This window comes from Micromonospora sp. NPDC000316 (assembly GCF_042898885.1).
In the GTDB taxonomy this organism is placed as follows: domain Bacteria; phylum Actinomycetota; class Actinomycetes; order Mycobacteriales; family Micromonosporaceae; genus Micromonospora.
Genome location: NZ_JBIAZG010000009.1, coordinates 1 through 17271, shown reverse-complemented (window position 1 = coordinate 17271; position 17271 = coordinate 1). Strand labels below are relative to the sequence as shown.

The window sequence follows — 17271 nt, the reverse complement described above, 5'->3', positions numbered from 1 at the left end:
GGCCGTGTCCGCGCCCGCCGCGCGCAGGGCGGGCCGGCGTCGCACCGCCTTCTGCCTCCCCGCCATGTCCCTGCGCGTCCTTTGCTCTGCTTCAACCCACGCAACACTTTGGTCGAGAAGTGTTGCGTCTGTTGAAGCAGAGCAAAGGACGCAACCCCACCCTCCGGGGCGTCGGCCGTTGTTCGCACCTCGGTGGTCGCGCCACCGCAGGCTTGCCGCTTTCCAATCGGGCTGACCCCGCACCGGTCGTCCACGACGGCACGACATCGCAGCCGTCCCGGCGCACGCCCGCGGCCCGGACCGGCGCGAAAGTTCCTGCCGGCGGCCTGTCGTGGTGGGCGGCGGCCGTTCGTGTAGAGGATGGGACATCGGCACCGGGCCGGGTCGTCGCCGCGAGGAGGAACGATGACGCTGTACCTGCTCAGCATCCACCAGCCACAGGGTGAACAGCCGCCGGAGCCGGAGTTCCTGGCCGGGGTGATGCGCCAGGTCGGCGAGCTGCACGACGAGTTGTCCGCCGCCGGGTCGTGGGTCTTCGGGCAGGGTCTGCACGGCCCGGAGACCGCCACAGTGCTGCGCGCCCGCGACGGCGACGTCCTGGTCACCGACGGCCCATTCGTCGAGGGCAAGGAGTACCTGGGCGGCATCACGATCATCGACGTGCCCGACCTCGACGCCGCCCTGGACGTGGGCCGCCGCTACGCGTTGGCCACCACGTTGCCGATCGAGGTCCGTCCGTTCCAGGCGGGTGCCGGAGACTGACGTGCCGGATGTGGAGGCGGTGTTCCGCGCGGAGTACGGGCGCGCGGTCGCCGTTCTGATTCGCCTCCTCGGCGACATCGACCTCGCCGAGGAGGCCGTGCAGGAGGCTTTCGTCGTCGCGGTGGTGCGCTGGCCGACGACCGGCCTGCCGCCCAGTCCGGCCGGCTGGATCATCACCACGGCCCGGAACCGGGCGATCGACCGGCTGCGCCGCGACGCGTCCCGGGCCGACCGGCACGCCGAGGCGGCCCTGCTGTACGCCGCCGAACCACCCGTCGAGGAGGGCCCGGTGCGCGACGACCGGCTACGCCTGATCTTCACCTGCTGTCACCCGGCGCTCGCCTCGGCTACCCGGGTTGCGCTCACCCTGCGCCTGCTCGGTGGTCTGAGCACCGCCGAGATCGCCCGCGCGTTCCTGGTCCCCGAGCCAACGATGGCGCAGCGGCTGGTCCGCGCCAAGTCGAAGATCCGAAACGCCCGCATCCCGTACCGGGTGCCCCGCGAAGCCGACCTGCCCGACCGGCTGCACGCCGTCCTCGCGGTGCTCTACCTGATCTTCAACGAGGGGTACACGGCCAGCGCCGGCCCGAGCCTTGTCCGCGCCGAGCTGTGCGCGGAGGCGACCCGGCTGGCACGGCTGCTCGTGGAGTTGATGCCCGACGAACCGGAGGCACTCGGCCTGCTCGCGTTGATGCTGCTCACCGAGTCACGCCGACCGGCACGGACAACTGCCGACGGTGAGCTGGTGCCGCTGCCCCGCCAGGACCGCAGCCTGTGGGACGCCGCGCTGATCGCCGAAGGCCAGGCGCTGGTCCGTCGCTGTCTGCGCCGCGACCGGCCGGGGCCGTACCAGATCCAGGCCGCGATCGCCGCCGTGCACAGCGCCGCGCCGCGAAGCGCCGACACCGACTGGGACCAGGTCCTCCAGCTGTACGACCAGCTGACGGTGGTCGCCCCCAGCCCAGTGGTCGCGTTGAACCGGGCCGTCGCGCTCGCCGAGGTGGCCGGGCCGGCCGCAGGGCTGGCCGAGGTGGAGCGGCTCGACCTGGACAGCTATCACGTGCACCACGCGGTCCGCGCCGACCTGCTCGCCCGCCTCGGTCGGGACGCGGAGGCCGTCGAGGCGTACCGGACAGCCGTCGCCTTGACGGACAACGCGGCCGAGCGGGCCTTCCTCACCGTCCGCGCGGCGGCCCTGGCGACCTCCTGAGCGGGCGTTTGCCGTCGGGCCGGGCCGGGAAACCGAGGCGCCGGCCGCAGCAGTGGAGGGCGAGGGACCATGAAGTACCGTTCGGCGACCGTCGACACCGTGCCCGACCTCGGCACCCTCACCCTCGGCGTCGAGGAGGAGTTCCTGCTGCTCGACCCGGACAGCGGCCGGAACCTGCCGGTGGCCGACCAGGTGCTGTCCGCGCTGCGCGGCCCGGCCCGCGACCAGAGCCGCCAGGAGTTCCGGCACAGCATGGTGGAGATGGTCACCCCGGTCTGCGCCGATCTCACCGAGCTGCGCGGCCATCTGGTGGCACTGCGCCGCTCCGCCGCGGAGGCCGCCGCCGCTGCCGGCGCCCGGCTGGTGGCGGTCGGTGCCACCCCGGTGGCCGAGCCGCACCGGACGGTGCCGGACAAGCCGCGCTACCACGCCATGTCGCGCCGGTACGGGCCGGTGGCGCACGATCCGGCGGTGTGCGGCTGTCACGTGCACGTCGGGCTGCCCGACCGGGAGTTGGCCGTGCAGGTCTGCAACCACCTGCGGGTGTGGCTGCCGGTGGTGCAGGCGATCACCACCAACTCGCCCCTGCACGACGGGCAGGACACCGGCCACGCCAGTTGGCGGTCCATGCAGCTGGAACGCTGGCCCAGCATCGGCCCGACGCCGTACTTCGACTCCGCCGCCGACTACGACCGGACCGTTGACGAGCTGATCGCGGCCGGCATCATGCTCGACGCCGCGATGGTCTACTGGTACGCCCGCCCGTCGTCGGCCTACCCGACGGTGGAGATCCGGGTGGGCGACGTCTGCCCGGACGTGGACGACGCGGTGCTGGTCGCCGCGCTGGTCCGGTCACTTGTCGCCACCCTTGCCGACGACGTACGCGTCGGGGTGACCGCGCCGCCCGTCCGCGACTGTCTGGTCGCCGCCGCCCACTGGCGGGCCGCTCACGACGGCCTCGACGGCGAACTGATCGACCTGCGTGCCGGCGGCACCCGCCCCGCCTGGGCTCTCGTCGACGAATTGATGGCGGTAATCGCCCCGGCCCTGCTGCGCCACGGCGACCTCGGGTACGTGTTGGCGCAACTGGCCCGGCTGCGCCGCGACGGCACCGGCGCGACCCGGCAGCGGCGGGTGCTGGAGCGCACCGGTGACCTGCGCGCCGTCGTCGACGACCTGGCCGCCCGCACGACCGCCGGCTGATCGGCGGGGCTCAGCGGATGTCCGCCGGCTGATCGGCGGCGCTCGGCGGGTGTCCGCCGGCTGGTCAGCGGGGCTCAGCGGATGTCGTGGGTCTGCAACCAGAGTTCCAGCAGGCCGAGCTGCCACAGCTTGTTGCTGCCGGCCGCAGCCTCGGCGCGGTCCGGCTCGGCGAGCAGCCGCGCCACGTACTCCGGGCGGAACAGCCCTCGCTCGCGCGCGGCCGGCGCCTGCAACGCCTCGGCGACCAGCTCACGGATCGGCCCGTCCACGTTGCGCAGCGCCGGCACCGGGAAGTAGCCCTTCGGGCGGTCGATCACCTCGGCCGGCACCACCTCCCGGGCGACATCCTTGAGTACGCCCTTGCCGCCCTGGGCCACCTTGTGCTCCGGCGGGCAGTGCGCGGCGAGCGTGACCAGATCCTGGTCCAGGAATGGGGTGCGCACCTCGAGCCCCCAGGCCATGCTCATGTTGTCCACCCGCTTGACCGGGTCGTCGGGAAGCATCAGGTGGGTGTCCAGGCGCAGCACGGCGTCCAGCGCGGTCTGCGCTCCGGGCGCGGCGAGATGCCCGGCGAGCAGGTCCCGGCTGGCGTCGTGGTCAAGCGCGTACGCCGGGCCGACCAGGCCGCGCAGCTCGTCGTGGTCGCGGTCGAAGAAGGCGGCGGCGAACGTCTCCTCGGCGCCGTGTCGGGGCGCCTCGGTGAGCGGCTGGTGGTAGCCGTACCCGGCGAACACCTCGTCGGCGCCCTGCCCGGACTGCGCCACCTTCACGTGCCGGGCCACCTGCTCGGAGAGCAGATGGAAGGCGACCACGTCGTGGCTGCCCATCGGCTCGTTCATGGCCACCACGGCTCGCCGTACGGCGGGCACGAGGTCGTCGTTCGACAGGCGGATCCGCTGGTGGTCGGTGTCGTACGCGCGGGCCACCAGGTCGGAGTAGTGGAACTCGTCGCCGGACTCGTCGCCACGGCTGTCGAAGCCGATGCTGAACGTGCGCAGGTGCTGCTGGCCCGCCTCGGCGAGCAGCGCCACGATGAGGCTGGAGTCCAGACCGCCGGAGAGCAGCACGCCCACCGGTACGTCGGCGACAAGCCGTCGGCGTACCGCCGTGCGCAGCGCATCGCCCACGGCGGCCCGCCAGTCGGCCGCGTCCATTCCCGCGTCGGCGGGCTCCCGCACGTAGTCGGGCCGCCAGTACACCTCTTCCCGGCTGCGCCCGTCCGCCTCGATCACCCGCAGGGTGGCCGGCGGCAGCTTGCGCACACCGCGCAGCACGGTCCGGGGCGCGGGCACGATGGAGTGCCAGGACAGGTAGTGGTGCAGCGCCACCGGGTCGATGCTGGTGTCCACGTCGCCGGCGCGCAGCAGTGCGGGCAGGGTGGAGGCGAACCGGAGCCGCCCGGGGGTCTCGGCGAGGTAGAGCGGTTTGATGCCGAGCCGGTCCCGAGCCAGGACCAGCCGCCGTCGGGGCCCGTCGACAAGGCCGATCGCGAACATTCCGACGAGGTGGTCGACGAAGCGTTCACCCCAGTGCGCGTACGCCACGAGGATGACCTCGGTGTCGCTTGTCGAGTGGAACGCGTACCCGGCGTTGCGCAACTCCTCGCGCAGCTCGGGGTAGTTGTAGATGCAGCCGTTGAAGACAAGCGCGAGGCCCAGGTCGTCGCGCACCATCGGCTGGCCGCCGGCCTCGGACAGGTCGATGATTGTCAGCCGGCGGTGCCCGAGGGTCACCCAGTCAGCGGTGTAGAGCCCTTCGCCGTCCGGGCCGCGCGACCGCATCGCCTCGGTCATCCGGGTGACCGCCGCCGCGTCGGGCGTCCGGCCGTCGAAGCGGGCCTCCCCGCTGATCCCACACATCAGGCGGCGCGGTGGTGGTGCGGGTGGGTCAGCAGCGGCACGGGAGTCCTCCTGTCGCGTCGTCCCGGCAGGTGGTGGCCGGTCCCGTCGACCGGACGGGGCGGCTGGCTACCCGGGCGCGGGGTGAGCAAACCCGCTGGTACCCGGGCAGCGTGCCGTGCCGCGTCTCAGGCGTGCAGGGTGCGCAGGATGCGGGCCAGCTCGACGCGGTCGGCGTCGTCGAGGTGGCCGAAGAAGCGGTCCGCCTCGGCGCGGCGGGCGGCCCGGATGGCGGTGGTGACCCGGTTGCCCTCCTCGGTGAGGGCGACGAGGGTCGCCCTGCGGTCGGCGGGGTCGCGGCGGCGTTCGACGAGCCCTCGGGCCTGGAGGTCGTCGATGACCTCGGTGGCCGAGCGCGGGGCGATGCGCAGGTGCTCGGCGAGGGTGCCGGGGCGTACCTCGCCGTGGCGGGCCAGCACACCCAGGGCCCGGGACTGGCTGGGGGTGATGTCCCACGGTGCCAGCGCCTCGCGGGTCTGTCGGCGCAAACGGGACGCCACGCCCCAGAACGCCTCAGCGAGGCTGTCGTCCTCGCCGCCGTCGGTGGTGTCCGCGATCACCGGAATACCGTAGCAGCCAATACTGTTGCTCCCTCATGTTGAGGTAACCTCAGCATGTCCCCAACTGAGAGGTGATACCCCCTTGGAACGCACCCCCATGGGCCGCGACCGCGGCCACCAGACCGTCAGCGCCGAGGAGAAGGCGCAGGCCCGCGACGTGTCGCTGCGCCGCATCGGCCGCCTGTTCACCCCCCACCGGTCCGCGCTGGCCGCCGTCACCGCGATCATCGTTGTCTCCTCGATCATCGCGATGGCCACCCCGTTCCTGCTGCGCGCCGTGATCGACCGCGCCCTCCCGCAGAGCGACGTGACACTGCTCGTCTGGCTGGTCCTCGGCATGGTCGCCGTCGCCGCGGTGACCGCCGCCCTCGGCGTCGTGCAGACCTGGATCTCCACCCAGGTCGGGCAGCGGGTCATGCACCGGCTGCGCACCGACGTCTTCAGCCACCTCCAGCGCCAGTCGCTGGGCTTCTTCACCCGCACCCGCACCGGCGAGGTGCAGTCGCGCATCACCAACGACATCGGCGGCATGCAGTCGGTGGTCACCTCCACCGCGACAGCCGTCGCCGCAAACCTCACCACAGTGGTCGCCACCGCGGTCGCCATGATCGCGCTGTCCTGGCAGCTCTCCCTGGTCTCCCTCGTCGTGCTGCCGCCGGCCATCTGGCTGACCCGCCGGGTCGCCCGCATGCGCCGCGAGATCACCGCCCAGCGCCAACGCGAACTCGCCGACCTCAACGTCACAGTCGAGGAAGGGCTCTCGATCAGCGGCATACAACTGGCCAAGACCCTCGGCACCGGCCCGGCGCTCATCGACCGGTTCACCGCCTCCTCGGCCCGCCTGGTCGACCTGGAGTTGCGCAGCGAACTCGCCGGTCGCTGGCGGATGGCCTCGATGAGCATCATCTTCGCCGCCGTACCGGCCGTCATCTACCTCGCCGCAGGCCTGCCCGGCACCGCCGGCACGCTGAGCATCGGCACCCTCGTCGCCTTCACCGCGCTTCAGGGCGGTCTCTTCCGGCCGCTGATGGGCCTGCTCAACGTGGGCGTGTCGCTGACCGCCTCGCTGGCGCTGTTCGCCCGCATCTTCGAATACCTGGACCTGCCCGTCGACGTGGCCGACCCCGCCGAGCCCGTCGCGGTCGACCCCGCCCGGGTACGCGGCCACCTGCGCCTGGACGAGGTCACCTTCGGCTACCCCGGCAGCGACACCGCCGCCCTCGCCGGGATCACCCTCGACGTGCCCGCAGGCACCAGCCTCGCCCTGGTCGGCGAGACCGGCTCCGGCAAGAGCACCCTCGCCGGGCTGATCAGCCGCCTGCACGACCCGACCGCCGGCCGCATCACCATCGATGGCGTCGACCTGCGCGACATGCGCCTGGCCGACCTGGCCGCCATCGTCGGCGTGGTCAGCCAGGAGACGTACCTGCTGCACACCACAGTGCGGGAGAACCTGCGCTACGCCCGTCCCGACGCCACCGACGCCGAGATCGAGGACGCGGCCCGCGCCGCCCAGATCCACGACCTGATCGCCGACCTTCCCGACGGGTACGACACCATGGTCGGCTCGCGCGGGCACCGGTTCTCCGGCGGCGAGAAGCAGCGCCTGGCCATCGCCCGTACGCTGCTGCGCGACCCGCGCATCCTCGTCCTCGACGAGGCCACAAGCGCGCTGGACACCGAGACCGAGCGGGCTGTGCAGCGGGCGTTCGACGTGCTCGCCGAGGGCCGCACCACGATCACGATCGCGCACCGGCTCTCCACGGTCCGCGACGCCGACCAGATCGCCGTGCTCGACCACGGCCGGATCGTCGAATCCGGTGACCACGACAGCCTGCTGCACCGCAACGGCCGTTACGCCACCCTCGCCGCCTGAGGACGCCCGACGGCTGTCCGATGTGCCGCGGGCGCGTGTCCACGATCTGATTGAGCCGCAGGTCAGGCGGCGATAGCGTACCCGCCATGAATAGTTGTGGGTCGATATGAGCGGCCCGTCGACGGAGCGGGACCGCACGCCGTTGGTCGCCCTGGAGAGCGGCGGTGAGGCGACAGTCCTCAGCTACAACGTGCCCGAACCGACCGCGTACCCGGGCCGCAACCTCATTGATCTGCCGTTCGACGCGAGCTACTTCACCGCCACGGCCGCGCAGGCACCCGACCGGGTGGACCTCGCGGGCCGTCCGCTCGGCGAGGTGGTGGGGGTCGTGCGCGACTCGCTGAGCACCGGCTACCTCGACCCGCGCGTGTTCCCGCTCGCCCAGGGCGGCGGGCACGCGCTCTCCGGCGCCGCCCGGGTACGCCGCTCCGGCGCGCGTATCCGCACGCTCGGCAGCGCAAAGCAGTGGAACCCGCAGACCGGCGAGGTGGACGAGCCAGGCGTTCCGGTCGACGACAACCCCGGCGGCGGGTCCGGCGGTAGCGGAGGCGGCGGCGGGTCCGGCGGGGCCGGCGCCCCGGCTGAGGACAGCGTCTGGGAGATCGCCGGGCACCTCCAGGCCGGGATGAGCGTCGCCGTCTACACCGACCTGTGGGGTAGCCAGGTGCCGGTCTTCGTGCCGCAGCCCACGGCGCCCGAGCCCCGGCTGATGCTTGTCGAGGAATACCGGCTCTCCACCTACCTGGGCGCGTACGGGGCCGGGCGGGTGGTGCAGACGATGACGCTGCTGCCGGGGGAGAAGACCACGATCAGCGTCAAGACGTACACCCGGTCGAGCACCACCCAGGCGGAGGCGTCCAGCATCCTGGACTCCTTCTCCGAGGAGAGCGCCACCGACTTCGAGACCGCTGTGCAGTCCGAGCAGTCCGACCAGAGCGACTACGCCAAGAGCTTCGAGTACAACGCCGAGGCGGAGGCGTCGGCCAGTTGGGGCTTCGGCTCGGTCAAGGTGGCCGGTGGGGTGGCCGGCTCGACCAACTCCTCGCGGCAGGAGTTCGCCAAGAACGTCTCCTCGGCCACCGAGACGCACGCCGCAAGCGCCTCCTCCAAACGCGACGTCCAGGTCAACGCCAGCTCCGAGGTGTCCACCGAGGTCGGCGAGGAGACCGCCATCGCCCGGGAGATCGCCAACATCAACCTGTCCGCGCCGCTCAACTACGTCTTCCGGCAGATGAACCAGGAGTTCGTCACGTTCCTGCACCTGGTGGACGTCCGGGTGGCGTTCTTCAACAACTACGCCGGGTCGAAGCGGGAGCGTACGCTGCCCGAACTCGACGCACTGCTCGACGAGGTGATGGTCGACAACGACGCCAAGAAGACCGAGGTACGCGAGGAGATCCTGCACTCGCTGCGTACCCTGTTCGACTGGCGCGGCGAGCCGGTCACCGACGCGCTGAAGCGCAGCCGGTATCCGGAGCGGGACGGCTCGGTCACCACCCTCTGGCAGTTCAACCGCGATCGGGTAAGCGAGTACCGGGACCCGGTGACCGGCACCTCGTTCACCGTGCCCGGCGTGATCATGTCGGTGCGGAAGAACGTGATGCGCACCGAGGGGATCATCGTCGAGGCGGTGCTGGGGCAGGCGCTCGCGCTGGACCCGTACAACAGTGACCTCCAGGACGAGGCGCTGCGCGAGCGGCGCATCGCCAACGAGGCCGCCGAGCTGGCCAACAGTCGCGAGCGCCTGGCGCAGCAGGTGGTCGGCACGGGCTCGACCGAGCAGGCCGACCGGTACGCCACCGTCTTCGCGCCTGTCGACCCGGTGCCCCCGGGCCCGTCCACGCCGACCTCCTGATGGTCGCGAGCGTCCGGGCCGCCGACGCGCGGGTCACCGCGCCTTCCGCGCTCGGCGGCCCGGTCCCGATCACCGACGTCACCGCGCCGCCCGCGCCGGGCGTCGACGTCACGGCCGCCGACGCGCTGCGGCCACCCGGGTCGCTGCCACCGGGCGCGGTGGACCACACCGCACGGCTCGCCGTGGACGACCTCACCGACCTGATCGCCGGTACGCTGCGCGACGTCGCGGCCGGCCGGGGAGACCTGTCGCCGCTGCTCGACGCGGTGCGGACCGGTCTGGCGCCCGACCCCGCGGCGCTGGCCGCGCTGCTGACGTCGGTCTGGGACCAGATCGTCGCGCTGGCCACCGAGCTCAGCGACCGGGCGATGTCCGGGCGGCTCTGGTCCAAGGCGGGCGCACTGGCGCTGGGTCTGGCGCCGTTCGGGTTGCTCGCGCCGGTGCTCGTCGAGGTGGCCAGCACCGTGCTGGACGCGTACGGGCCGGCGCTGCCGCCGCTCAGCGAGTTCCCGACTGAGTTGCAGGTGGCGTGGACGGCGTTGGAGTCGTTCGCCAGCGGCATGACCGACGAGCTGACCGGGGCGGGGCTGCTCTCCGTCGGCTTCTACGCCGAGATCTACGACAAGTTCTCCGCGAGCATGCTCCAGCACGCGCTCGTCGCCACCACTGTGGTGCAGGCCGGCATGGTGGTGGGCATCGTGGAGTCGGTGGTCGGTGACCTCGTCGGCATGGTCGCCCTGGTGCTGCTGCTCTCCTCCGGCCCGGTCCTGCTCGCGCTGCTCACGTACGTGCTCTGGTCGGCGTGGCAGGCCGGCGCGGTCCAGTTGGCCGGGGACCTCAGCCGCGGGCTCGCCGGGCTCGCCACCGAGCCGTTGGGCAAGCTGCACGACACCGAGACCGGGGTGCCATTCCTCTACCTGCTCGGCCGGCTGATCGGGCCGGTCTTCCTCGAGGCCGTCCTGGTCGCCACCGGCGCGTCGACGTTGAGCATGGCGGCCAAGGGCGGTCCCCGGGTCGCCGGCGCGTTGTCCCTCGTGGAGACGATGAAGCCGGCGCTGCCGCCCACGGACGGCGCCCGCAAACTGGTGCTGCTGATCGAGGACCGGGCCGGCGACGCGTTGCGCTACTTCCAGCCGCTGCTCGACGAGATCGGCGGGGACGCGCTCGGGCAGTTCACCCGGTTGATGGCCCGCGAGCGCACCCCGGAGCTGTTCGAGGACCTGCGCGACCTGATCGAATCCGACCTGGACAACGCCGCCGCCACCCTGGCCAGGGTGCTCGCCACCGTCGACGGGTACACCGATCAGCAGTACCGGGGCCTGCTGCTGCTCTCCCGGCATCCGCCGCACTCGCCGGTCCGCGGCGGTGGCCCGTACTCCCAGTTCACCTGGGCCGAATTCCTGGCCGAGGAGGGGCTGGAGGACTCCGTGAAGCTCCTTGTGGACCTGCTCGGCGCGGTGGGGCACCGCGTCCAGTACTCCGACGGAGGGCTGACCACTGTCATCTCGGAGTTCCTCTCCGGCGGCGGCCGGACCACGGGCGCGGCCGGCGCGCTGATGGCGGCGAAGAGCATCCTCGACACCAACCCCGGCACCTGGCTCCGGTTCGAGGTCGGCGAACTGCGTCGGGTCGTCGACATCGTGGCGTACGAGATCCAGGCGACAGTGACCAACGGCCGGGTGGTGCGGCGGCTTGTGGTGAAGCTGGAAGCGGAGATCAAGACGTACCCGAGCGGGGTTCTGGACCCGGATCGGCGGGCGAAGCTGATCGTGCAGATGCGCAAGGACCTGCGTCGGCACGCCACCGGCGGCGATCCGACGCTTGACGAGTTGGTGTGGCTTCTCGACCCGAAGGGGTACGAGGAGCTGGCGGAGGAGTTCAAGCTGATGTTCCGCGAGGCGTTCGACCTGGAGGTCGGGACGATCGCCGCGGCCGGGGTGGACGTCAACGCGGTCCGCGCGGCGCTACTGGACAAGCTCACCTTCGACGTCCTGGTGAACTTCTTCCAGACACCCTGACCACTGTGGTGGGTTGCTGGCCGTGAACGCATTGACACACGCTGCTTTCCGACCCATGGTCGATGGATTCGTCTCTCCGTCGAAGGGTCACAGGATGGTCAGCAGCGAACACAGGTACGTCATCGTCGGGGCGGGGCCCGCCGGACTTCAACTGAGCTACTACCTCCAGCAGCAGGGCACCGACTACCTGACCCTCGAAAAGGGCGACGCGCCGGGCGGGTTCTTCCGGCGGTTTCCGCGCCACCGCCGGCTCATCTCGCTCAACAAGGTGCACACCGACAGCCCCGATCCCGAGATCCGCCTTCGCTGGGACTGGAACTCGCTGCTCAACGACGACCCGAACCTGCTGTTCCCGAAGTTCAGCGAGGAGTACCTGCCGGCCGCCGACGACCTGGTGCGTTACCTCGCCGAGTTCCAACGCGTCCACCAGCTCAACGTCCACTACGGCACGACTGTCGAGCGGATCACCCGGACCGGCGACGGCTTCACGGTGAGCACCGACCAGGGCGACGTCCGGGCGCGCTGCCTGGTCGTCGCGACCGGTTGGGGCAAGCCGTTCGTGCCGGCCATCAAGGGCATCGAACACGCCATCGGGTACGAGGACATGGTCGTCGATCCCACGGCGTACGACGGTCAACGGGTCCTGATCATCGGCAAGGGCAACTCGGCGTTCGAGACCGCGTCGTCCATACTCGGCCGGGCGTCGATGGTGCACCTGGCCAGCCGGCAACCCCTGCGACTGGCCTGGAACACCAAGCACCCCGGCGACGTCCGTGGCCAGTACGGCGCGATCCTCGACAGCTACCAGTTCAAGACGCTGCACTCGGTGCTGGACTGCACGATCGACGAGATCCGGCCCGTCGACGGGCGGTTCCAGGTGTCGATCACGTACACCCACGCCGAGGGCGAGACCGCGGTGCTCGACTACCACACGGTGCTCAGGTGCACCGGGTTCCGAATGGACACCACAGTGTTCGACGAGACGGCCCGGCCCGACATGGTGCGCGACGGCCGGATGCCCGGGTTGCGCCCCGACTGGCAGTCCAGCAACATCGACGACCTGTACTTCGCCGGCACCATCGCCCAGGCCCGGGACGTCAAGCACGCGTCGTCGCCCTTCATCGACGGCTTCCGGTACAACCTGCGCACGTTCACCCGGATCCTGCGTGAGCGCTACGACGACGTGCCGCTGTCGTACACGACGACGCCTGCCGACCCCGCGTCACTGACCAAGCTGATGCTCGACCGGGTCAACTGGTCGTCGGCGCTGTGGACCCAGTTCGAATACCTCTGCGACGTCTTCGTCCGTGACGACGCCACAGGCGACTTCCACCACTACGAGGACCTGCCGGAGGACTACGCCGTGGAGCGCTTCGGCGCCGCCACGCAGTGGTACACGCTCGCGCTGCGGTGGGGCCGCGACGACTACGGCGACGTCTTCGCCATCGACAGGCACCCGACCCCCGACCGGGCCCGGGAGAGCGCCTTCATCCATCCGGTCATCCGCCGCTACCGGGGCGCGGACCTGGTCGCCGAGCAGCACCTGCTGGAGGACCTGCTGGCCGAGTGGCGGCGCCCGGACCGACACGTCGAGCCGCTCGTCGAGTTCCTGACCGGGGACCTCACCAGCGGACCATGACCTCGTCGAGGGGTTTGCGGGTCAGGTCGGGGACGTGGGCGTCCGGCGTGGGATACCCGACGGGCATCACCACGTACGGGCGCTCCTCCGGCGGCCGCTCACACACCTCGTTGAGGAACCGCATCGGGCTTGGCGTGTGGGTCAGGGTGACCAGGCCGGCGTGGTGCAGCGCGGTGATCAGCAGACCGACAGCGATGCCCACGGACTCCTTGACGTAGTACGGCTTCGGGCTGCGCGGCCCCTGGTGCACCTCGAAGACGACGATGACGGCTGGTGCGGTTTCCAGGAACGGCTTGCGCCAGTCGGTGCCGAGCCCGGCGATCGCACCCAGCCACTCCGCCGAGGCGCGGCGGTCGTAGAAAGCGCGTTCCTCGGCCTCCGCCGCCTCGCGCAACCGGCGCTTACGGGCCGGGTCGGTAAGCACCACGAACCGCCACGGCTGCACGTTCGCGCCACTGGGTGCCGTCGAGGCGGCCCGGATCGCGGCCTCGATCACCCCGTCGGGCACGGGGTCGCTGGCGAAGTCGCGCACGGAACGGCGCCGTGCCATCCGGTCGGCGAACGCCTCCGCGTCGCGCACCATGTCCGCCGGGGGCCTACGGTCGTGTTGGATGGGGACCGTGGACAGCAGGTCTGCGTCGTTCACCTGGGACCTCCCCTGATCCGGTGGTGCCGGTTTCCACGGGAGGGCCTGCCTGCCGCCGACATCCGGTTGCTTCAGCATTTCGGAGGCCGGGCGGCTTGTCGTTACGCAGGTGTGCTTTCTTCACACATGGGCACGTTGGGCGCGGTCTGCGCGGCGATCTCGTCGACCACGTCGGTCAGGCGTCCGTGCCGCGCCGCGGCGGCCCGCTGGCGTGTCGCCCCGTCGCCGTCGGTGGCGAGCCACCCCAGCCAGGCGTCCACCCGCGCACCGTCGCCCGCCTCGTCAAGCGCCGGCCGGGCGAGCGCCACCAACCGCTCGGCGAGGGCCGCCGCGGGCAGCAGCCGACCCGTGGTGACGTCGACGCCGTGGCCGCCCATCCCGTCGCGGGCCGCCCGCCAGTACGCGAGCCGCAGCAGCTCCGGGACCAGCTGCGGGCCTTCGTCGCCGCCGTCGACGGCATCCCCGGCCACGACCACAAGGGCCCGCACGAGGGCCGCGAGCGCCGCGGATTCGGTGGCCGTGAGGGGTACGTCGGCCACCCGCACCTCGAGCGTGGGATGGTTCGTCGACAGCCGGAGATCCCAGAAGATCGTGCCCTGGTCGACGAGCGCGCCCGCGTCGAGCAGCATGTCGACGTGCTCGTCGTACTGCCGCGCGGACGTCAGGAACGGCGGCGGTCCGGCCACCGGCCAGCGCCCCCACGTGACGCTGCGCCAACTCGCGTACCCGGTGTCGCGTTCGGGCCAGTAGGGCGAGTTGGCGGTGAGGGCGAGCAACGCCGGCAGGTGCTGGCGCAGGTGGTTGCCGATCAGCACGGCGCGGTCCCGGTCGGGCTGCTCCACGTGGACGTGGACGGCGCAGATCGCCAGCTCGTCGTGCAGCCCTCGAAAGGTTGCGGTGCCCCGGTCCTGGCGGGGCCCCTCGGTGATGGGTGGCGGCACGGCACGGCCGAGCACCGGCGAACCGCTGGCGATCACCCGCAGGCCCGCCGACAGCGCCGCGGCCTGGACAGCCGCCCGCCCCTCGACGAGCTGCGCGTCGAGATCCTCCACGCTCCGGCACGGGTCGGTGCGCGTCTCCACCTGAAACTTGGTGATCTCGCCACCCACCCGGGTGCCGAGGGCCGGTCGCGCACGGTCGACCACAGTCGCCGCCTCCGGCGCGACCTCACCCCGGTCGGCGTCGACGACGAGGAACTCCTCCTCGACGCCGAGCAGGGGAACTGACGATCCCGAACGCTGTCGCAAAGTCATGCCGACGCCGACCTTTCGCTGCCGGTCGTCTGCCGGCGGTCAGCACGTTACGGGATTTCGTCGATGGGTTGCGATCCGAAACGCTCCACGGTGGACAGTGCGTCAACGAGCCCGGCCAAAAGTGCCGTCCGCTCGGGCATTCGGTCGAGGCGGACGTACTCGTCGGCGCCGTGCGCCCCACCACCCACCGCGCCCAGGCCGTCCAGGGTCGGCACGCCCAACGCGGCGGTGAAGTTACCGTCGGACGCGCCGGCGGCGTACGCGCCGACGAGACCCGGGATGCCCAGCTGACAGGCGATCGACTGGGCCAACTCCAGCAGGGGTCGCGCCAACTCCGGTGACATCGGGTAGCGGTTGATCCCGCCCTGCACCGCAATTGTCGCCTCGGGTAGGAACGGCACCAACCCACGGATGGCGTGATCGACGCGCTCCAACTCGTCCCTCGTCCAGGCCCGGACGTCGACGGCCAGGCTGGCGCGTTCCGGCACCGTGTTCGTCGTGGTGCCCGCCGACAGCAGGGTCGGTGTGACGGAGGTGCCGCCGCTGTCCGCCGCGCCGAGCGCACCCAACGTGAGAACCTGGTGGGCGACCTCGACCGTGGCGTTGACCCCGCGCTGCGGCTCGACACCGGCGTGCGCGGCGCGACCCGAGACGGTGAGCCGGTAGACCGAGCCGCCCTTGCGAGCCACCTTCACATCCCCGTCCGGGGTGGCCGCCTCGCAGACGAGAACAGCACCCGAGCGCCGCGCCTCACGTTCGATCAGGGACCGGGATGTGCCGGACCCGCTCTCCTCGTCGCAGGTGAGCAGCACGCCGACAGCCGAAGTGTCCTCGATCAGGCGCAGCGCCGTGAACATCTGCACGATCCCGGCCTTCATGTCGCACACGCCAGGCCCCGTCGCGACGTCCCCGCGCACGGTGAAGGGCCTGGACAGTGTCGTGCCGACCGGGAAGACCGTGTCGAAATGACCCAGGAGCAGCACACGCTGATCGGCGGCCGGCCACAGCAGGTGCGGCAGGCCGTCGACCACGACCCGGCGGGCGGGCCGGCCGAGCACCTCCTCCCCCCACCGGGCGAGCAGGTCGGCACAGGACCCGAGGTGGGGCAGCGAGCCCGGCGCCGACTCGCAGGCGACGAGCGCGCCCAGCCGGTCGACCATCTCGGTTCGGAACTTCTCAGCGGCATCGAGCAGAGAGCGCGGGTGCTCCATCGTCCCTCCAACTGCACGGCTGACGGGCGTGGCCGGGCGTGCCCATCGACGATCGCAGGGGGATCGGGTTGCGGTCACCCTTGTCTGTGCTCAGATGGCCGGGTGGACGACGATCCCGCCGTCGCCGTTCGCGCATGAGCGGGAGGCGCTGGGGTCGACCGTCCCGGTCGCCGCTACCCGGTCCCCAGATCTCGTCGCGCCCCGCGTGCGCCACTTTCCCGACAGCGTCCGCCGTCCCAGCGGCGTACCGTTCGCGGTCGAGCGGAGGGGGAGCCGGATGAGCCATCTGGAGCAGGCTGAGCAGTCGCCGGACACTGAGCGGATGTTCGACGCGGACACGAAGGCGATGGGTTACCTGCCCAACTACACCAGGTTGTTCGCCCACAGCCCGGCCGTCTACCTGGCCTGGCAGCAGCTAAACGGTGCGGTGAAGGCCGAGATGGAGTTGCGCCGCTACGAGTTGGCGACCCTCGCCGCAGCCCGGGCACTGAGATCCTCCTACTGCGGACTGGCGCACGGGAAGGTCCTGCGAGACAAGTTCTTCGACGCGTCGACCGTCGCCGCCCTCGCGTCAGACCACGGAAGCACCGGCCTCTCCGCGCAGGAGGTCGCAGTCGTCAACTTCGCCGGAAAGGTCGCGGCCGATGCGAACTCGGTCGTCGAGGCCGACATCGCGGGCCTGCGCAGTCACGGTCTCGATGACACGGAGATCTTCCGCGTGATCCTCGCCGTTGGTGCCAGATGCTTCTTCAGCACGGTCCTCAGCGCTGCCGGGGCTGAACCCGATCCGCAGTACAACGACAGCCTCGACGTGGACCTGCGGCAGGCGCTGAGCTTCGGCGGCTAGACCCAGGAAGAGCCCAGCGACGGTGCTGTCCCAGCGCGGAGGACGCCGGCTTTGTTGAGGTCTTTCGCTGTGTGGCTCGCTGCGGGGCCCGACAACCGAGGCCGGACAACAACAGGATTCCGTGAGGCTGCGGGCGTTTAGCGGCTGGCGAGGAAGTCGAGCACCCTCTTGTTGAGCAGGGCCGTGGCTTGGGGGTCATAGGACGGCAGGCTGGAATCGGCGAAGTAGTGCTGGTCTCCCGGGTACAGGAACAGTTCGGCCTGCGGGGCGGACGCGACGATTTCACGGGCGGC

Annotated in this window: 14 protein-coding genes; 8 read left to right on the top strand and 6 right to left on the bottom strand. The window is 71.4% G+C overall.

The window, feature by feature from the left end:
- Nucleotides 1-405: 405 nt before the first annotated feature.
- From ACFY2Q_RS18675 to ACFY2Q_RS18665, 3 genes are all read left to right on the top strand, one after another.
- Complete coding sequence (locus ACFY2Q_RS18675; RefSeq protein ID WP_387131699.1) at nt 406-762, top strand: YciI family protein; 357 nt, start codon at nt 406-408, stop codon at nt 760-762.
- A gap of 1 nt (nt 763) precedes the next feature.
- Nucleotides 764-1972, top strand: a complete 1209-nt coding sequence (locus tag ACFY2Q_RS18670; RefSeq protein ID WP_387132069.1) for an RNA polymerase sigma factor — start codon at nt 764-766, stop codon at nt 1970-1972.
- 69 nt (nt 1973-2041) lie between these two features.
- Nucleotides 2042-3175 carry a glutamate--cysteine ligase gene (locus ACFY2Q_RS18665; RefSeq protein ID WP_387131698.1) on the top strand — a complete coding sequence of 378 codons (1134 nt, stop codon included), beginning with the start codon at nt 2042-2044 and terminating at the stop codon, nt 3173-3175.
- Nucleotides 3176-3249: 74 nt separating this feature from the next.
- On the opposite strand, the gene ACFY2Q_RS18660 is transcribed toward ACFY2Q_RS18665, so the two are convergent.
- Together ACFY2Q_RS18660 and ACFY2Q_RS18655 are read right to left on the bottom strand one after the other, a co-directional pair.
- Nucleotides 3250-5034 (bottom strand): N-acetylglutaminylglutamine amidotransferase, encoded by a 1785-nt coding sequence (locus ACFY2Q_RS18660; protein WP_387131697.1) that lies wholly within the window; start codon nt 5032-5034, stop codon nt 3250-3252.
- A 167-nt stretch (nt 5035-5201) separates the two neighbouring features.
- Entirely contained in the window at nt 5202-5633 is a 432-nt protein-coding gene (locus tag ACFY2Q_RS18655) for a MarR family winged helix-turn-helix transcriptional regulator (RefSeq protein ID WP_387131696.1), read from the bottom strand.
- A 97-nt stretch (nt 5634-5730) separates the two neighbouring features.
- Here ACFY2Q_RS18655 and ACFY2Q_RS18650 point away from each other — a divergent pair, with 97 nt between their 5' ends.
- The 4 genes from ACFY2Q_RS18650 (at nt 5731) to ACFY2Q_RS18635 (ending at nt 13021) form a co-directional block, all read left to right on the top strand.
- Nucleotides 5731-7509 carry an ABC transporter ATP-binding protein gene (locus tag ACFY2Q_RS18650; RefSeq protein ID WP_387132066.1) on the top strand — a complete coding sequence of 593 codons (1779 nt, stop codon included), beginning with the start codon at nt 5731-5733 and terminating at the stop codon, nt 7507-7509.
- A 106-nt stretch (nt 7510-7615) separates the two neighbouring features.
- Complete coding sequence (locus ACFY2Q_RS18645) at nt 7616-9364, top strand: hypothetical protein (RefSeq protein ID WP_387131694.1); 1749 nt, start codon at nt 7616-7618, stop codon at nt 9362-9364.
- Nucleotides 9364-11382, top strand: coding sequence for a hypothetical protein (locus ACFY2Q_RS18640; RefSeq protein ID WP_387131693.1), 2019 nt, complete (start codon nt 9364-9366; stop codon nt 11380-11382). The genes ACFY2Q_RS18645 and ACFY2Q_RS18640 overlap by 1 nt, the downstream gene beginning before the upstream one ends.
- Nucleotides 11383-11476: 94 nt before the next feature.
- Nucleotides 11477-13021 (top strand): NAD(P)-binding domain-containing protein, encoded by a 1545-nt coding sequence (locus ACFY2Q_RS18635; RefSeq protein WP_387131691.1) that lies wholly within the window; start codon nt 11477-11479, stop codon nt 13019-13021.
- On the opposite strand, the gene ACFY2Q_RS18630 is transcribed toward ACFY2Q_RS18635, so the two are convergent.
- The 3 genes from ACFY2Q_RS18630 to ACFY2Q_RS18620 all read right to left on the bottom strand — a co-directional run bounded on the left by ACFY2Q_RS18630 (nt 13005) and on the right by ACFY2Q_RS18620 (nt 16131).
- Complete coding sequence (locus ACFY2Q_RS18630; protein ID WP_387132064.1) at nt 13005-13604, bottom strand: nitroreductase family protein; 600 nt, start codon at nt 13602-13604, stop codon at nt 13005-13007. The two genes, ACFY2Q_RS18635 and ACFY2Q_RS18630, sit on opposite strands and share 17 nt — an antisense overlap.
- Before the next feature lie 164 nt (nt 13605-13768).
- Nucleotides 13769-14920, bottom strand: coding sequence for a glutamate--cysteine ligase (locus ACFY2Q_RS18625; RefSeq protein WP_387131690.1), 1152 nt, complete (start codon nt 14918-14920; stop codon nt 13769-13771).
- 47 nt (nt 14921-14967) lie between these two features.
- On the bottom strand, nt 14968-16131 hold the full coding sequence (locus tag ACFY2Q_RS18620) for a M20/M25/M40 family metallo-hydrolase (RefSeq protein WP_387131689.1): 1164 nt from the start codon (nt 16129-16131) through the stop codon (nt 14968-14970).
- Between the two features lie 277 nt (nt 16132-16408).
- Here ACFY2Q_RS18620 and ACFY2Q_RS18615 point away from each other — a divergent pair, with 277 nt between their 5' ends.
- Entirely contained in the window at nt 16409-16978 is a 570-nt protein-coding gene (locus tag ACFY2Q_RS18615; RefSeq protein ID WP_387131687.1) for a peroxidase, read from the top strand.
- A gap of 137 nt (nt 16979-17115) precedes the next feature.
- Here ACFY2Q_RS18615 and ACFY2Q_RS18610 read toward each other — a convergent pair whose 3' ends face one another.
- Nucleotides 17116-17259, bottom strand: coding sequence for a dienelactone hydrolase family protein (locus ACFY2Q_RS18610; RefSeq protein WP_387132062.1), 144 nt, complete (start codon nt 17257-17259; stop codon nt 17116-17118).
- Nucleotides 17260-17271: the final 12 nt, after the last annotated feature.